This window comes from Kosakonia sp. YIM B13588 (assembly GCF_042788165.1).
In the GTDB taxonomy this organism is placed as follows: Bacteria; Pseudomonadota; Gammaproteobacteria; order Enterobacterales; family Enterobacteriaceae; genus Kosakonia; species Kosakonia sacchari.
In genome coordinates, this window is sequence record NZ_JBHZPO010000012.1 from 35,306 (window position 1) to 49,889 (window position 14,584).

General features: G+C 54.7%; 14 protein-coding genes. 10 read left to right on the forward strand and 4 right to left on the reverse strand.

Features of this window, described 5'->3' with window-relative positions; all coding sequences use genetic code 11:
- Window positions 1-534: 534 nt before the first annotated feature.
- From qseE to glnB, 4 genes are all read left to right on the forward strand, one after another.
- Window positions 535-1,971, forward strand: coding sequence for a two component system sensor histidine kinase QseE/GlrK (gene qseE, locus ACFX4U_RS18545; RefSeq protein ID WP_313507632.1), 1,437 nt, complete (start codon window positions 535-537; stop codon window positions 1,969-1,971).
- Window positions 1,968-2,705 carry a two-component system QseEF-associated lipoprotein QseG gene (gene qseG, locus ACFX4U_RS18550; RefSeq protein WP_313507631.1) on the forward strand — a complete coding sequence of 246 codons (738 nt, stop codon included), beginning with the start codon at window positions 1,968-1,970 and terminating at the stop codon, window positions 2,703-2,705. Before qseE ends, qseG begins: the two co-directional genes overlap by 4 nt.
- Complete coding sequence (gene glrR, locus ACFX4U_RS18555; protein ID WP_017459023.1) at window positions 2,702-4,039, forward strand: two-component system response regulator GlrR; 1,338 nt, start codon at window positions 2,702-2,704, stop codon at window positions 4,037-4,039. The genes qseG and glrR overlap by 4 nt, the downstream gene beginning before the upstream one ends.
- Before the next feature lie 74 nt (window positions 4,040-4,113).
- A complete protein-coding gene (gene glnB / locus ACFX4U_RS18560) occupies window positions 4,114-4,452 on the forward strand; it encodes a nitrogen regulatory protein P-II (RefSeq protein WP_002438074.1) in 339 nt (112 codons plus the stop codon).
- 37 nt (window positions 4,453-4,489) lie between these two features.
- Here the strand turns inward: glnB and hmpA are convergent, their stop codons facing one another.
- On the reverse strand, window positions 4,490-5,680 hold the full coding sequence (hmpA, locus tag ACFX4U_RS18565; protein WP_313507630.1) for an NO-inducible flavohemoprotein: 1,191 nt from the start codon (window positions 5,678-5,680) through the stop codon (window positions 4,490-4,492).
- Window positions 5,681-5,996: 316 nt separating this feature from the next.
- Between hmpA and glyA the strand changes: the two genes are divergently transcribed.
- Window positions 5,997-7,250, forward strand: a complete 1,254-nt coding sequence (glyA, locus tag ACFX4U_RS18570; RefSeq protein ID WP_131406444.1) for a serine hydroxymethyltransferase — start codon at window positions 5,997-5,999, stop codon at window positions 7,248-7,250.
- 46 nt (window positions 7,251-7,296) lie between these two features.
- Here the strand turns inward: glyA and ACFX4U_RS18575 are convergent, their stop codons facing one another.
- Window positions 7,297-8,166 (reverse strand): nickel/cobalt efflux protein RcnA, encoded by an 870-nt coding sequence (locus tag ACFX4U_RS18575; protein WP_313507629.1) that lies wholly within the window; start codon window positions 8,164-8,166, stop codon window positions 7,297-7,299.
- Between the two features lie 143 nt (window positions 8,167-8,309).
- Here ACFX4U_RS18575 and rcnR point away from each other — a divergent pair, with 143 nt between their 5' ends.
- Together rcnR and ACFX4U_RS18585 are read left to right on the forward strand one after the other, a co-directional pair.
- A complete protein-coding gene (rcnR, locus tag ACFX4U_RS18580) occupies window positions 8,310-8,582 on the forward strand; it encodes a Ni(II)/Co(II)-binding transcriptional repressor RcnR (protein WP_065370335.1) in 273 nt (90 codons plus the stop codon).
- A 127-nt stretch (window positions 8,583-8,709) separates the two neighbouring features.
- Window positions 8,710-9,852 carry a 3-phenylpropionate MFS transporter gene (locus ACFX4U_RS18585; RefSeq protein ID WP_065370336.1) on the forward strand — a complete coding sequence of 381 codons (1,143 nt, stop codon included), beginning with the start codon at window positions 8,710-8,712 and terminating at the stop codon, window positions 9,850-9,852.
- On the opposite strand, the gene csiE is transcribed toward ACFX4U_RS18585, so the two are convergent.
- Entirely contained in the window at window positions 9,849-11,126 is a 1,278-nt protein-coding gene (gene csiE / locus ACFX4U_RS18590) for a stationary phase inducible protein CsiE (RefSeq protein ID WP_305735305.1), read from the reverse strand. The genes ACFX4U_RS18585 and csiE overlap by 4 nt on opposite strands.
- 124 nt (window positions 11,127-11,250) lie before the next feature.
- Between csiE and ACFX4U_RS18595 the strand changes: the two genes are divergently transcribed.
- Both ACFX4U_RS18595 and ACFX4U_RS18600 read left to right on the forward strand, forming a co-directional pair.
- Window positions 11,251-11,889 carry a DUF1007 family protein gene (locus ACFX4U_RS18595; RefSeq protein WP_305735306.1) on the forward strand — a complete coding sequence of 213 codons (639 nt, stop codon included), beginning with the start codon at window positions 11,251-11,253 and terminating at the stop codon, window positions 11,887-11,889.
- Window positions 11,880-12,860, forward strand: a complete 981-nt coding sequence (locus tag ACFX4U_RS18600; RefSeq protein ID WP_349350491.1) for a nickel/cobalt transporter — start codon at window positions 11,880-11,882, stop codon at window positions 12,858-12,860. The genes ACFX4U_RS18595 and ACFX4U_RS18600 overlap by 10 nt, the downstream gene beginning before the upstream one ends.
- 42 nt (window positions 12,861-12,902) lie before the next feature.
- On the opposite strand, the gene suhB is transcribed toward ACFX4U_RS18600, so the two are convergent.
- A complete protein-coding gene (suhB, locus tag ACFX4U_RS18605) occupies window positions 12,903-13,706 on the reverse strand; it encodes an inositol-1-monophosphatase (RefSeq protein ID WP_305735308.1) in 804 nt (267 codons plus the stop codon).
- 117 nt (window positions 13,707-13,823) lie between these two features.
- Here suhB and trmJ point away from each other — a divergent pair, with 117 nt between their 5' ends.
- Window positions 13,824-14,555: a tRNA (cytosine(32)/uridine(32)-2'-O)-methyltransferase TrmJ gene (gene trmJ, locus ACFX4U_RS18610; protein WP_200550142.1), complete on the forward strand. Its 732-nt coding sequence runs from the start codon at window positions 13,824-13,826 to the stop codon at window positions 14,553-14,555.
- Window positions 14,556-14,584 lie beyond the last annotated feature (29 nt).

Consider the following 14,584-nt stretch of genomic DNA (forward strand, 5'->3'; position numbering starts at 1 on the left):
TCGCCATAATCAGTAAGCCCTCTTCTTTATAAGAGGGCTTTTTTTTCGCCTGAGCAAAAGTGTCGGCATTTCCCGACATCGGGTATTGAGTAGTGTCTCCAAACAGAGACATTTAATTAATTGATTATAAATGGTTTATTTTTGATGCTATCAGTGTGTTGCTAAATAGCGACAGGTTGTTGAAATGATAAGCACATCACATTTTCATTTTTAAAATATAAAATCCATTATAATCAATTTGTTAAAATATTTATTGGTATGTTGGCACAATATCTGCATAATATGAAGCAGTGGCTCATTCACCTTCTTATGTCAGCCCCTTCGGGACGCGCTACATAAACTTCGAATGACGCACGTAAAGGTGCCTGCCGTCCAACTGCTGATTATTGCAATGCTTTATCAGACATCGGGCGAAACGTCGAGTTAGGCACCGCCTAATTTCATAACAAAGCCGGGTTAATACCCGGCTTTGTTGTTTCTGGCTTTTGGTAAATCAGTTAGCATCTCCCTACCTTTTTTTGCGAGAGAACTGCATTGAAACGCTGGCCTGTTTTCCCCCGCTCGCTTCGCCAACTGGTCATGATGGCGTTTTTGTTAATCCTGTTGCCGCTGCTGGTGTTAGCCTGGCAGGCATGGCAAAGCCTGAACGCACTCAGTGCGCAGGCGTTGCAGACTAACCGCACAACGTTGATTGATGCGCGCCGCAGTGAAGCAATGACCAATGCCGCACTGGAAATGGAGCGTAGCTACCGGCAGTACTGCGTGCTGGATGACGCCACCCTGGCGCGCGTGTACCAGAATCAGCGTAAGCGCTATAGCGAGATGCTTGATGCCCACGCGGGCGTGCTCCCTGACGATAAACTTTACCAGGCGCTGCGCCAGGATTTAAACGCGCTCGCCCAGTTACAATGCAAAAATAGCGGCCCGACAGCCGAGGCGTCTTTGCAGCTTGAAGCGTTTGCCGCCGCCAATACCGAGATGGTGCAATCGACGCGTGCGGTGGTCTTTTCCCGGGGGCAACAGCTTCAGCTGGAAATAGCCGAACGCGGCCAGTTTTTCGGCTGGCAGGCGTTGGTGTTATTCCTGGTGAGCCTGGCGTTAATGCTGTTGTTTACCCGCATGATCATCGGCCCGGTGAAGGGCATCGAGCGGATGATTAATCGCTTAGGCGAGGGGAGAACCCTGGGCCGCAGCGTTGTCTTTAAAGGCCCGCGCGAGTTGCGCTATGTCGGCGAACGGATCCTCTGGCTGAGCGAAAGGCTGGCCTGGCTTGAATCACAGCGCCATCAATTCTTACGCCATCTTTCCCACGAGCTAAAAACGCCGCTTGCCAGCATGCGCGAAGGCACCGAGTTGCTTGCCGATCAGGTTGTCGGACCGCTGACGGTGGAACAGAAAGAGGTGGTGGAGATCCTTGATGCCAGTAGCCGCAATCTGCAAAAACTGATTGAGCAGTTGCTGGATTATAACCGCAAGCTGGCCGAAGGTTCGGTGGAACTGGAAACCGTTGAACTCGCGCCACTGGTAGAAATGGTGATCTCTGCCCACAGTTTGCCGGCGCGAGCTAAAATGATGCATACCGATGTCACCCTTGATGTGGCGACCTGCAAGGCCGAACCGATGTTGCTGATGAGCGTGCTGGATAATCTTTACTCCAACGCGGTGCACTATGGTGCTGAATCCGGTAACATTTCTCTGCACAGCTATACTGCCAACGCACGGCTCTGTATCGAAGTGGCAAATACCGGTACGCCGATCCCTGAAACGGAGCGTGAAATGATCTTTGAACCGTTCTTTCAGGGCAGCCACCAGCGAAAAGGAGCGGTGAAAGGCAGCGGGTTAGGGCTAAGTATTGCCAGAGACTGCATTCGCCGCATGCAAGGCGAACTGCATCTGGTGGCGAGCAGCAAAGCTGATGTCTGTTTCCGTATTGAGCTACCCCTCAGTGCGCCGGAAAAATCCACTCAATGAATCTAAATCTGGTGAGTATGTCGCATGTTTTTTCCCGCGTGGTTAACGCGGTTACACAGCAAAACGCCTGGCTTCGCGTATTTCCCTGTCTGCTGCTGGCAGGCTGTGTTGCGCAAAAGCCGCAAAGCGCGATTCATGACCCCCAGGAAGAACGGCTCCCTGAACATCAACTGGCCGATTTCTTGTCCACAGATTGCGACGATATCTGGTCGCTGTCCGGGCAAAACGTCGACACCAACCCGCTTTTCTGGCTGCGCGGTATGGACTGTGCGCAACGTTTATCGCCCGCCGCCGCGCGTGCCGAAGCACGTACCTGGTCTGACGATAACTGGCAGGCCACGTTCAGGCGCGGCATTTTGCTCTCTAACGCCAAAATTTCGCCGCTTGAGCGTCGTGAATACACCGAGCGACTGGCCGCATTAAGCCCCACAATCCCTGCGCAGGTTCGCCCACTGTTTGAGCTGTGGCGCGATGGTGAAAAAGCCCAGTTGCAACTGGCGGAAGAGCGCGCCCGTTACGCGAAATTGCAGCAATCTGCAGACAGCGAGCTGGATAGTCTGCGCCAGCAGCAACAATTTCTGCGTGAACAACTGGAAACGACTACACGTAAACTGGAAAACCTCACCGATATTGAACGGCGCCTCTCCACGCGTAATAAACCCGCCGCTACCGACCTGCCGGACAGTTCTCACCCGTCTAAAAGCGACGGCACTCAGGAGGATGTGAAACCATGACCAGCCGTAAACCTGCCCATCTGTTGCTGGTGGATGACGATCCGGGGCTGTTGAAACTGCTCGGGCTACGCCTCACCAGCGAAGGCTATAGCATCGTTACGGCAGAAAGTGGGCAGGAAGGGTTACGCATTCTCGCGCGGGAAAAGGTCGATCTGGTGATAAGCGATCTGCGCATGGATGAGATGGACGGCATGCAGCTGTTTGCCGAAATCCAGCGCGTACAGCCGGGCATGCCGGTGATTATCCTGACGGCGCACGGCTCGATTCCCGATGCGGTGGCCGCTACACAGCAGGGCGTGTTCAGCTTTCTGACCAAACCGGTGGACAAAGACGCGCTGTATAAAGCGATTGACGATGCGCTGGAGCACAGCGGTTCGGCAATGGACGACCAGTGGCGTGAAACCATTGTCACCCGTAGCCCGGTGATGCTGCGTCTGCTGGAGCAGGCGCGGATGGTGGCGCAATCTGACGTGAGCGTGCTGATTAACGGCCAGAGCGGCACCGGGAAAGAGGTGCTCGCACAGGCGATTCATAACGCCAGTCCGCGCAGCAAAAGTGCGTTTATTGCCATTAACTGCGGCGCGTTGCCGGAACAGTTGCTGGAATCTGAGCTGTTCGGTCACGCGCGCGGTGCGTTTACCGGCGCAGTCAGCAGCCGCGAGGGGCTGTTTCAGGCAGCAGAAGGCGGCACGCTGTTTCTGGATGAAATTGGTGATATGCCGATTCCGTTGCAGGTCAAACTGCTACGCGTATTGCAGGAGCGCAAAGTGCGCCCGCTTGGCAGTAACCGCGATATCGATATTAATGTGCGCATCATTTCAGCCACGCACCGTGATTTACCGAAAGCGATGGCGCGCGGCGAGTTTCGCGAAGATCTCTACTATCGGCTGAATGTGGTGAGCCTGAAGATCCCGGCGCTGGCTGAGCGCGCGGAAGATATTCCGCTGCTGGCCAATCATTTGCTGAAACAGTCGGCGGAGAGGCATAAACCGTTTGTTCGCGCATTTTCCACTGATGCCATGAAGCGGTTGATGACCGCCGGCTGGCCGGGCAACGTGCGCCAGTTGGTTAACGTTATTGAGCAGTGCGTGGCACTCACTTCGTCGCCGGTTATCAGCGATGCGCTGGTGGAGCAGGCGCTGGAAGGGGAAAACACCGCGCTGCCGACCTTTGTTGAGGCGCGTAATCAGTTTGAACTGAACTACCTGCGCAAGCTGCTGCAAATCACCAAGGGTAATGTCACGCATGCCGCGCGCATGGCGGGGCGCAACCGCACCGAGTTTTACAAATTACTCTCCCGCCATGAGCTGGACGCCAACGACTTTAAAGAGTAATGGCGAAATGATTATGGTACTGTGAGCAACCGATTACGATGCAGCAGACTGGCAAGAGCGTGTAAGGAACGACCATGAAAAAGATTGATGCGATTATTAAACCTTTCAAACTGGATGACGTACGTGAAGCGCTGGCTGAAGTCGGCATCACCGGGATGACGGTAACGGAAGTGAAAGGTTTTGGTCGTCAGAAAGGCCACACTGAACTTTACCGTGGCGCGGAGTATATGGTGGATTTTCTGCCGAAGGTGAAGATTGAAATTGTCGTGACTGACGACATCGTTGATACCTGCGTGGACACCATTATCCGCACTGCCCAGACCGGTAAGATCGGCGACGGTAAGATCTTCGTCTTTGACGTCGCGCGCGTTGTACGTATTCGTACCGGCGAAGAAGACGACGCCGCAATCTGATTTTTTTCCCTCACCCCGTAGGGTGAGGGTGCCTGTTTTACAACACTTTATGCGGGCCAAAGCATTCGTAATGAATGCTGTCTTTGTTCACGCCAAGCGCGACCAGCTGTTTCGCGACAAACTGCATAAAACCGACCGGGCCGCAGAGGTAAAACTGCATCGCCGGATCGCTGAACTTCCCTTCCAGCGTGTGTAAATCCATCAACCCTTCACTGTGATAGCGACCGCTATTCGCCTCAGCCGCCGCAGGCTGTTGATACCATATATGTTGATAAAAATGGTTCAGCGACGCGCCCAGTCTGCTCACTTCATCGGCAAAAGCATGCACCTCGCCATTCATCGCGGCGTGGAACCAGTTTACCTGCGCGGCATGCTGCGATTTGGAAAGGCTGTCGAGCATCGCCAGCATCGGTGTTTGACCGACACCCGCAGAGATCAGCGTGACCGGCGTGTCGCTTTGCACATCAATAAAGAAATCCCCGGCAGGCGCGGCAAGATGCACAATATCGCCCACTTTCGCACTGTTATGCAGCCAGTTAGAAACCTGCCCGCCCGCTTCGCGTTTTACCGCGATACGGTAGCTTTTGCCGTCAGGCTTGCGGGTCAGTGAATACTGGCGGATCTCCTGATTGGCGAAACCCTCAGGCTTCAGCCAGACACCAAGATATTGCCCGGGCTGATATGCGGCGACCGGCTGACCGTCGACCGGTTCGAATTCAAAGCTGGTAATCAGCGTGCTCTGCGGTTTTTTCTCTACCAGGCGGAATGCGCGTGTGCCTTGCCAGCCGCCGGTTTTTTCCGCGTGTTCGCTGTAAATCTGCGCTTCACGGTTGATAAACACGCCCGCCAGTACGCCGTAGGCTTTTCCCCAGGCGTCCAACACTTCTTGCCCTGGGCTGAACATCTCATCCAGCGTCGCCAGCAGGTGTGTGCCAACGATGTTGTACTGTTCCGGCTGGATCTGGAAGCTGGTGTGCTTCTGGGCGATTTTTTCAACCGCCGGCAGCAGCGCGGCAAGATTATCAATATTGCTGGCGTAAGCGGCAATGGCGTTGAACAGCGCTTCACGCTGATCGCCGTTGCGCTGGTTGCTCATATTGAAAATCTCTTTCAGTTCCGGGTTGTGAGTGAACATTCGGTCGTAAAAATGGGCAGTGAGTTTTGGTCCGGTTGCCGCCAGCAGGGGAAGGGTGGCTTTGACCGTAGCGATGGTTTGGGCGTCGAGCATGATTGCTTCCTTTTTTGCAGATTATTTAAAGTTGTATTTTAAATGCATCTTATAGCGCAGCGACCAGACTTGTAAAGAGCGGACAATGTAAAGGGATTTACATCGTGAATAAGTTGCATCACAAACCTGAAAAGAAATCCGCTTTAAAAGGGAAGTGTGTTATCGCTCAAACCCTTGTCTGACGCGGAGCCAATCGTTTGCGTAAAAACCTTTGTCAAGACCTGTTATCAGAATATTAATCAGTTATACTGTGGGCCGTTCCCCAAATTTGGGCCCTCATTTAGAGTTGTTTTGTTAGCTGAGTCAGGAGATGCGGATGTTAAAGCGTGAAATGAACATTGCCGATTATGATGCCGAACTGTGGCAGGCTATGGAGCAGGAAAAAGTACGTCAGGAAGAACACATTGAACTGATCGCCTCCGAAAACTACACCAGCCCGCGTGTAATGCAGGCTCAGGGTTCTCAGCTGACGAACAAATACGCCGAAGGTTACCCGGGTAAACGTTACTACGGCGGTTGCGAGTATGTGGATATCGTTGAGCAACTGGCAATTGATCGTGCAAAAGAGCTGTTTGGCGCGGATTACGCTAACGTGCAGCCGCACTCCGGTTCACAGGCGAACTTCGCGGTCTACACTGCGCTGCTGCAACCGGGCGATACCGTTCTGGGTATGAACCTGGCGCAGGGCGGTCACCTGACTCACGGCTCCCCGGTTAACTTCTCTGGCAAACTGTACAACATCATCCCTTACGGTATTGATGAGTCCGGTAAAATTGACTACGAAGACATGGCGAAGCAGGCGAAAGAGCACAAACCGAAGATGATTATCGGTGGTTTCTCTGCTTACTCCGGCATCGTTGACTGGGCAAAAATGCGTGAAATCGCCGACAGCATCGGGGCTTACCTGTTCGTTGACATGGCACACGTTGCGGGTCTGATTGCTGCTGGCGTTTACCCGAACCCGGTTCCGCATGCGCACGTTGTGACCACCACCACTCACAAAACCCTGGCGGGCCCGCGCGGTGGTCTGATCCTGGCGAAAGGCGGTGACGAAGAGCTGTATAAAAAACTGAACTCCGCTGTTTTCCCAAGCGCACAGGGCGGCCCGCTGATGCACGTTATCGCGGCAAAAGCGGTGGCACTGAAAGAAGCGATGGAGCCAGAGTTTAAAGTTTACCAGCAGCAGGTTGCCAAAAACGCCAAAGCGATGGTGGAAGTGTTTCTGAACCGTGGCTACAAAGTAGTGTCTGGCGGTACTGAAAACCACCTGTTCCTGCTGGATCTGGTGGACAAAAACCTGACCGGTAAAGAAGCTGATGCCGCGCTGGGCCGTGCGAACATTACGGTGAACAAAAACAGCGTGCCGAACGATCCGAAGAGCCCGTTTGTCACTTCCGGTATCCGTATCGGTTCCCCGGCTGTGACTCGCCGCGGCTTCAAAGAAGCGGAAGTGAAGGAACTGGCTGGCTGGATGTGTGACGTGCTGGATAGCATCAATGACGAAGCCGTTATTGAGCGCACTAAACAGAAAGTTCTGGATATTTGCGCCCGCTTCCCGGTTTACGCCTAAGTTTATTCAGCTTTGAAAAACCCGCTTCGGCGGGTTTTTTTATGCCTTATTGCAGTGCGCTATAACCGTGAATACCCATATAAATCCCGACAAGTGCGATAAGCGCACTGGAAAAATAGGGGGCCTTACGCGCCAACGTGTTAAAGCCGGACCAGCGTTTTGCCGCTTGCTGTACGCTGATTGCCGCGCCAACGCCAACCGCAACCAGTGTGAGTGCAAGCCCGATACTGAAAGAGACCACTAATGTTGCGCCCAACGTGATGGCTTTTAACTGAATGCAGATCAGCAAAATGGTGATCGCTGCCGGGCAGGGGATAAGCCCGCCGGTTAAACCGAATAGCAGGATCTGTCCGTTAGTCACCTCGCCGCCGGTAAAACGCCGCTCAATATCCCGCGCGTGCGCCCGCTCGTGCGCATCCTGATACTCCTCCTCTTTGGTCACTTTACGCAGCGACAGAATTGTTGGCTGTGCGGTAACTCGGGCGTGTGTAACGGGTTGAAGCACCATGCTGGGCGCGCGATGCGCATGGCTGTGGTCATGATCGTGGTGGTGATGATGCCCGGCGAGCCACGAACGTTGACCTTGCCAGGTGCGCAGGAACATCCACACCGCCGTACCAAAAATGATCACCGCAGACACCATTTGCAGCCAGGGTTCAACGGTTTGCGCGGTGAACTGGTTGCTGAGATACATGCCTCCGAGCGCAATCAGCCACACCACCACCGTGTGCGATAGCGTGGCGGCGAGACCCAGCATCACGGCCTGTTTAACCGTGCCTTTAATGGCAATGATAAATGCCGCCATCATTGTTTTAGAGTGCCCCGGTTCGAGGCCATGCAGCGCGCCTAGCAGGATGGCGCTCGGAATAAAAAACCAGGCGTTCCCTTGCTGAAAAAGGGGGGTGAAGTCATTCATGAGAATAATTCTCGGTAAAAATTTGTGCGCTCAAATCTACTCCCCCCCAGTAGAAAATACTATCCCCCAGTAGAAATAAACTCCCCCCCAGTTGATGCATGGTATGCTAAGGGTCGTTTAAGCACGGTCTATTTGAGGTCTGTATGTCGCATACCATCCGGGACAAGAAAAAGCTGAAAGCGCGGGCGAGCAAAATCGAAGGACAGGTTGGCGCGCTGAAAAAAATGCTCGATGAACCTCATGAGTGCGCCCAGGTTTTGCAGCAAATCGCGGCGATCCGTGGCGCAGTAAACGGGTTAATGCGCGAGGTGATCAAAGGCCATCTGACCGATCATATCGTGCATGAGAACGACGAAATTAAGCGTGAAGCGGATCTGGATGTGGTGCTGAGCGTGCTGGATTCTTATATTCGCTAAGCAACGACGAGCAACCTGGGTGCAGATATTCGCCTGCAAACGTTGGGCAAACGCATGTGTTGCCTGATTGTTACTTGCCAGCCCTGTTATTTATCGCCAGACTATCGCCTCCATTCAGGAGGAAATCATGGTTTTGCAGTCCACGCGCTGGCTGGCGCTCGCTTATTTCACCTACTTTTTTAGCTACGGCATCTTTTTACCTTTCTGGAGCGTCTGGCTCAAAGGCGTAGGGCTGACCCCCGAAATCATCGGTATGTTGCTCGGCGCAGGTCTTGTCGCCCGCTTTCTTGGCAGCCTTTTCATCGCTCCGCGCGTGAGCGATCCTTCCCGCTTGATTACAGCTTTGCGCGTGCTGGCGCTGGCAACGTTGCTGTTTGCGCTGGCGTTTTATGCAGGAACGCATGTGGCGTGGCTGGCGGTCATTATCATTGGTTTCAACCTCTTCTTTTCACCACTGGTGCCGCTCACCGATGCGCTGGCGGGCACCTGGCAAAAACAGTTCCCGATGGATTATGGTCGCGTGCGGCTGTGGGGATCGATTGCTTTTGTGATTGGTTCGGCGCTCACCGGCAAACTGGTGAGCTTGTTTGATTACCAGGCGATTCTGGCGCTGCTGACGCTGGGCGCGGCATCCATGTTGTTGGGTATGCTGCTGCGTCCTTCCATTTTGCCGCAGGGTGAAAATCGCCAGCAGGACGGCGCAGGCTGGCAGGCCTGGCGGGCACTGATTGTGCAGAACTGGCGTTTTCTCGCCTGCGTGTCGCTGCTGCAGGGCGCACATGCGGCTTACTACGGCTTCAGCGCCATTTACTGGCAATCCGCGGGGTATTCTGCGTCAACCGTGGGGTATTTGTGGTCGTTAGGCGTGGTGGCAGAAGTGGTGATTTTCGCGCTCAGTAACCGACTGTTCCGCCGCTTCAGCGCGCGCGATCTGCTGCTGCTTTCCGCCGTTTGCGGGCTGGTGCGCTGGAGCCTGATGGGCTGGACGACCGAGCTTCCGTGGCTGATTATTGCTCAGATCCTGCACTGCGGCACGTTCACCGTTTGCCATCTGGCCGCGATGCGCTATATCTCGGCGCGGCAGGGCAGTGAGGTGATTCGCCTGCAAGCGGTGTATTCAGCGGTCGCGATGGGCGGCAGCATTGCGCTGATGACCATGATCGCCGGTTTCCTGTTTGAACATCTGCATCAGGGGCTGTTTTTTGTCATGGCCGTGCTGGCCATTCCGGCCCTGTTCCTGCGCCCGAACGTCGCTGTACAGGCCCGCTAGCTTTCCAGCATGTCGCGGATATGCCGCTGTTGTTGCCCGCTCAGCGGCCCGTCGGTGTGAATCAACGGCGGTGAAAACAACGGCAGCGGCGTAGTGTAAGGCGTGATAATCAACGTCACGTCTTTCGGTGCGCCAGCCTTACGAAATTCCGCCAGCGGCAAATATTTAATACTGAGCGGCAGCAGCGTTAATTCGCGCAGTTGCTGCTCAATCTGTTGTTCGCGCGTACTGTCTTCGCCTGTAATCAACACCACCTGTTTCTCATGCAGATCGCTGTCCTGCATCAGCCAGGCGCCGAAAATCACCGCCACCAGCCCGGCCTCTTCATCGCTAAAGCGCAAATCGTACTCGTCTTCCAGCTCCTGCAACGCATCGCGGGTGGTTCGCATCAGGCGCGGGTAAAGCTGGTTGATCTCGTCAGGCAGGCTGTTATCAATGCCAATGCCGAACAAGCTGCGATCCAGCGCCTGGGCAATGTGAATATAGAGCTGGGCACTTAAACCCTGCTCGTCGCTGAAACGCAGCCCCGCCAGAGCGTGAAAGCGGGCGATCATCCGGTGGATGGCTTTTTGCAGACGGCGATCCTGGTGTTGCCGGTCACGCAGCGGATCGGGCGTGCGCACCAGCATAAACAGCAGCGACAAAAACAGGTGCTCATTCTGCTGCGGAGAGTCGACAACGCGGCGCTGCCAGTGACGAACAATCTCCTGTGCTACATGATACTCGGCGCGCATTCGCGCCCACTCTTGCTGAACCGGGTTAAATTCCGGGGTATGTCCTTGGTGATGTTGCAGTAAACAATATTGCAAATAGAGACGCAGAAATTGCATATCCCGGCATTCAAAGACGCGCTCCAGGCGACGCGAACAGAGATTAATCAACGCCAGCAGGTTTGTGTCGTCGTATAACGTTCGGGCAATACCTTGCTGTTTAAGCGCGGTTTTTAACGCCGGAGTAAACTGTTGCGTGATAAATTGCGGGCACAGCCGCAGCGCACGGCGAAGCCAGTGCAACAGGCATAAACGTTGATCGAGCGGAGCGCCCTCAATCCGAAAGCCGCCGTTAGGGTGGGGAACGATTGAGAGCCGGTGGTAGCGCTGAATTTCACTTTCCGTTTCAGCGATATCCCGGCGAGCCACGGCGTCGTCCACTCCATTCATAGCGCTGATATGTTCCATGGTGACGTGCTGCCCCGGCAAGGCGAGCATCAAAAGCACCTGGCAGCGGCGCTGCGGACTGGAGAGCGCAGATGGCGGTGTCATTACAATTGTCATCTGTCAGATTCCAGTTGGGGTTTTTGATAAGCGTAGTTAAAGGTATGCTCAGCGATAGCGCAGCGGCAGCTCTTTCATTCAGGATTGCCGGGGAGCATCACAGAATTTTTCTCGTGAGGAATACATGCAAGCAGTTAAACAATGCGTCAGTGGCCTGTTTCTCGCGCTTTTATCATTTTCAGTAGTGGCGCATCCGCACAGTTTTATCCGCATGAAAACGCAAGTGGTGATCGACAACGGGCAGTTCACCGGGCTGAAAATGCGCTGGACGATGGATGAGATCACCTCAGCAGACCTGCTGTATGACGCAGGCAATGCAAAACCCGGCGATGAGATCTGGAAAAAACTGGCGGCAGAAGTGATGGCAAACGTGCTGGGTCAACACTATTTCACCGAAGTCTGGCACCACGGGCAGAAAGTGAAGTTTCTTAATCGGCCCACGGAATATGGCATGGAACAGGTCGCGCACCAGGCGGTGCTGACGTTTATTTTGCCGCTCGCCGAACCACAGCCGCTCGGCGGTCAGCAGTATATTTTTTCCACTTTCGATCCCACCTATTTTGTCGATATGAGCTACGCAAAAGCGAGCGACGCGGCATTGCCTGCTACTGCTCCTCAGGGCTGTAAACTGGCGGTACAAACGCCCAAACCCGGCGAGGAAGTGCTGAATTATGCCCAGTCGCTGGATAAAGCCGATGCGCCGGCAGAAGATATGGAACTCGGTAAACAATTTGCCCAGACGGTGACGCTGACATGTCCGTGATAGTGAGCGCGGCGGCGCGAAAACGACGCTTATTGCACTGGTGGCCGCTGGTGCTTTTTATAGTATGCGCGCTGGTCGCCGCATTGTGGTTATGGCAGATCTGGCCGCAAGTTATGTTGAAAAGCGTTATCTGGCAGCGCGATGTGAATATGAAAATGAGCAGCCTACTGAAAGCGGTGGCAGAGAACCCGCACCAGGCCGGCGGGGCGCTGCTGCTGTTCAGTTTTGTCTATGGTGTGCTACATGCGCTTGGTCCGGGGCACGGCAAAGTGGTGATCACCACCTGGCTTGCCACGCATCCGTCGAAACTGAAACCTGCGATTGGGTTAACGCTGGCCTCTTCTTTGTTGCAGGGGCTGGTGGCCATTGCGCTGGTGGTGGTTGTGCTGAGTATCCTGGCGCTGCCGGCGCGACAGCTGCATTTAAGCGGTTACTGGCTGGAGAAGGGCAGTTATTTACTGGTGGGTGTGCTGGGAGGGCTTTTGTGCTGGCGAGCGTTGAAAAAGCTGCGCGCGCTTGTACAAACGCCGAAATTCCGCGCCTTTACGCCGCACCATGTGCATCACGAAGGATGCGGTTGCGGTCATCAGCATTTACCCACGGCCTCACAGTTACAGAGTGGAGATGACTGGCGCGCACGGCTGATGATTATTTTGTCGATGGGGATGCGCCCCTGTTCCGGTGCGATCATGGTGCTGCTGTTCAGTAAAGTGATTGGCGTGTTTAGCTGGGGTGTGGCATCCGCGCTGGCAATGGCGGTCGGAACGTCGCTGACCATCAGTTCGCTGGCGTTGCTGGTTCATGGTTTTCGACAGCTGGCGGTGAAATTAAGTGGGGATCGTGCGCCGGTATTGTGGCGACAGGTTGGCTGGACCACGCTGGCTCTGGCCGGTGGCGTGTTGTTAATTAGCGCGTCGGTAGTGATGTGGGTCAGTGCGTTACCGCCGGGCGGCGGATTACGACCGTTTTGATAGCGCCCGGTGGCGGCGAGCCCCCACCGGGCACAGCCTGACTTAGCGTTTCAGCGCGTCGCTCAGCTCTTCACGCATATTCGCCAGCATCGCTTTAACCACGCGCGGGTTACCCGCCACGATGTTGCCGGTCATCATATAGTTGTGACCGCCGGTGAAATCGCACACCAGGCCACCAGCTTCACGCACCAGCAGTTCACCGGCAGCGAAATCCCACGGTTTCAGCGCAATTTCGAAGAAACCATCCACGCGGCCAGCGGCAACGTAGGCCAGATCCAGCGCAGCGGAACCGGTGCGGCGGAAATCCGCGCATTCAGTGAAAAGTTTGCCCACGATGTTGATGTAGGTGGTGGCGTGTTGTTTGGCTTTGAACGGGAAACCGGTCGCCAGAATGGTGCCATCCAGATCGCGAGCCGTGCTGCCGCGCAGACGGTAGCCGTTCAGCTGTGCGCCCTGACCGCGAGTAGCGGTGAACAGTTCGTTACGCATAGGATCGTAAACCACAGCGACTTCTGTGCGGCCTTTGATTCGTACGGCGATGGATACCGCGAAGTGCGGCAGGCGTTTGATAAAGTTGGTGGTGCCATCCAGGGGATCGATAACCCATTGTACATCCTGGTCAGCGCCTTCGTGCTCACCACTCTCTTCGGTGATGATGGTGTGTTGCGGGTAAGATTTGCGGATCGTTTCGATAATCAGCGCTTCGGCTGCTTTATCAATGTTGGTCACGAAATCATTGCTGCCTTTCTGGCTGGTTTCTACGGTGTCCGGAGTTTCGTAGTTTTTGGCAATTAAATTACCCGCCTTGCGCGCAGCACGCACGGCGATGTTCAGCATCGGATGCATCGGTCTCTCTCACTGGATGTTAAAGAACGGAAAACGGCGCATATCATAGCAGCGAATTCGGATTATGTCTTTGCTTTATGATAATATGCGCGAATATTCTTTAGCCGTTGAAAATCTATGCTGCAAAATATTCGAATCGTACTGGTGGAAACCTCCCACACCGGCAACATGGGCTCTGTTGCTCGTGCAATGAAAACAATGGGTTTGACGAATCTCTGGCTGGTGAACCCGCTGGTAAAACCGGATTCACAAGCTATCGCGCTGGCCGCAGGTGCCAGCGATGTGATTGGCAATGCGCAAATCGTCGACACGCTGGATGAAGCGCTCGCCGGTTGCAGCCTGGTTGTTGGCACCAGCGCGCGTTCCCGCACGCTGCCGTGGCCGATGCTCGATCCGCGTGAATGTGGTCTGAAAAGCGTTGCCGAAGCGCAACACGCGCCGGTCGCGCTGGTGTTTGGTCGCGAACGCGTTGGCCTGACCAACGATGAACTGCAAAAGTGCCATTATCACGTGGCGATTGCCGCCAACCCGGAATACAGCTCGCTGAACCTGGCGATGGCGGTTCAGGTTATTGCTTATGAAGTGCGCATGGCCTGGCTGGCAGCGCAAGAGAGCACTGCCCCGGCGGTTGAGCATGAAGAGACGCCGTACCCGCTGGTGGACGATCTGGAGCGTTTTTACGGGCATCTGGAGCAAACCCTGCTGGCGACAGGTTTTATTCGTGAAAATCACCCCGGCCAGGTGATGAACAAACTGCGCCGTCTGTTTACCCGCGCGCGCCCGGAAAGCCAGGAGCTTAATATCCTGCGCGGCATTCTGGCTTCTATCGAACAGAAGCATAAAGAGTAATGTGCAAGGCCGGGAAATGTCCCGTTTTC

What these genes read in the sequence shown, in the direction of transcription:
- ACFX4U_RS18585 (WP_065370336.1), top strand. Translation starts at nt 8,710, where the DNA reads ATGGTTTTGCAGTCCACGCGCTGGCTGGCGCTCGCTTATTTCACCTAC.
- rcnR (WP_065370335.1), top strand. Translation starts at nt 8,310, where the DNA reads ATGTCGCATACCATCCGGGACAAGAAAAAGCTGAAAGCGCGGGCGAGC.
- ACFX4U_RS18575 (WP_313507629.1), bottom strand. Translation starts at nt 8,166, where the DNA reads ATGAATGACTTCACCCCCCTTTTTCAGCAAGGGAACGCCTGGTTTTTT.
- ACFX4U_RS18600 (WP_349350491.1), top strand. Translation starts at nt 11,880, where the DNA reads ATGTCCGTGATAGTGAGCGCGGCGGCGCGAAAACGACGCTTATTGCAC.
- qseG (WP_313507631.1), top strand. Translation starts at nt 1,968, where the DNA reads ATGAATCTAAATCTGGTGAGTATGTCGCATGTTTTTTCCCGCGTGGTT.
- csiE (WP_305735305.1), bottom strand. Translation starts at nt 11,126, where the DNA reads ATGACAATTGTAATGACACCGCCATCTGCGCTCTCCAGTCCGCAGCGC.
- hmpA (WP_313507630.1), bottom strand. Translation starts at nt 5,680, where the DNA reads ATGCTCGACGCCCAAACCATCGCTACGGTCAAAGCCACCCTTCCCCTG.
- suhB (WP_305735308.1), bottom strand. Translation starts at nt 13,706, where the DNA reads ATGCATCCGATGCTGAACATCGCCGTGCGTGCTGCGCGCAAGGCGGGT.
- glrR (WP_017459023.1), top strand. Translation starts at nt 2,702, where the DNA reads ATGACCAGCCGTAAACCTGCCCATCTGTTGCTGGTGGATGACGATCCG.
- trmJ (WP_200550142.1), top strand. Translation starts at nt 13,824, where the DNA reads ATGCTGCAAAATATTCGAATCGTACTGGTGGAAACCTCCCACACCGGC.
- glyA (WP_131406444.1), top strand. Translation starts at nt 5,997, where the DNA reads ATGTTAAAGCGTGAAATGAACATTGCCGATTATGATGCCGAACTGTGG.
- glnB (WP_002438074.1), top strand. Translation starts at nt 4,114, where the DNA reads ATGAAAAAGATTGATGCGATTATTAAACCTTTCAAACTGGATGACGTA.
- ACFX4U_RS18595 (WP_305735306.1), top strand. Translation starts at nt 11,251, where the DNA reads ATGCAAGCAGTTAAACAATGCGTCAGTGGCCTGTTTCTCGCGCTTTTA.